This window comes from Paenibacillus sinopodophylli, assembly GCF_005930355.1.
GTDB classification, from domain to species: Bacteria; Bacillota; Bacilli; order Paenibacillales; family Paenibacillaceae; genus Pristimantibacillus; species Pristimantibacillus sinopodophylli.
The window spans coordinates 1-1033 of the sequence record NZ_VDBO01000047.1 but is presented as its reverse complement, the minus strand read 5'-3'; the positions used below and the strand labels follow the sequence as shown (position 1 = coordinate 1033).

The window sequence follows — 1033 nt, the reverse complement described above, 5'->3', positions numbered from 1 at the left end:
CGGTAAACGTGTTTAGGATAAGCCCTCGACCGATTAGTATTCGTCAGCTACACACATTGCTGTGCTTCCACCCCGAACCTATCAACCTCGTCGTCTTCAAGGGGTCTTACATACTGGGAAATCTCATCTTGAGGGGGGCTTCACGCTTAGATGCTTTCAGCGCTTATCCCGTCCGTACTTGGCTACCCAGCGGTGCTCCTGGCGGAACAACTGGTACACCAGCGGTACGTCCATCCCGGTCCTCTCGTACTAAGGACAGCTCCTCTCAAATTTCCTGCGCCCGCGACAGATAGGGACCGAACTGTCTCACGACGTTCTGAACCCAGCTCGCGTACCGCTTTAATGGGCGAACAGCCCAACCCTTGGGACCTACTTCAGCCCCAGGATGCGATGAGCCGACATCGAGGTGCCAAACCTCCCCGTCGATGTGGACTCTTGGGGGAGATAAGCCTGTTATCCCCAGGGTAGCTTTTATCCGTTGAGCGATGGCCCTTCCATTCGGTACCACCGGATCACTAAGCCCGACTTTCGTCCCTGCTCGACTTGTTGGTCTCGCAGTCAAGCTCCCTTATGCCTTTGCACTCTTCGAATGATTTCCAACCATTCTGAGGGAACCTTTGGGCGCCTCCGTTACATTTTAGGAGGCGACCGCCCCAGTCAAACTGTCCACCTGACACGGTCCCCGAACCGGTTTCACGGTTCTAGGTTAGAACTCCGATACGATCAGGGTGGTATCCCAACGTTGCCTCCTCACAAGCTGGCGCTCATGGCTCTCAGGCTCCCACCTATCCTGTACAGATCGTACCAAAGTTCAATATCAAGTTACAGTAAAGCTCCATGGGGTCTTTCCGTCTTGTCGCGGGTAACCTGCATCTTCACAGGTATTAAAATTTCACCGGATCTCTCGTTGAGACAGCGCCCAAGTCGTTACGCCATTCGTGCGGGTCAGAATTTACCTGACAAGGAATTTCGCTACCTTAGGACCGTTATAGTTACGGCCGCCGTTTACTGGGGCTTCGGTTCACAGCTTCGG

1 rRNA gene is annotated in these 1033 nt (G+C 53.9%); it reads right to left on the bottom strand.

Annotation, left to right across the window (positions count from 1 at the left end):
• Positions 1–13: 13 nt before the first annotated feature.
• Positions 14–1033 (bottom strand): 23S ribosomal RNA (locus FGT79_RS30590); the annotation flags it as partial.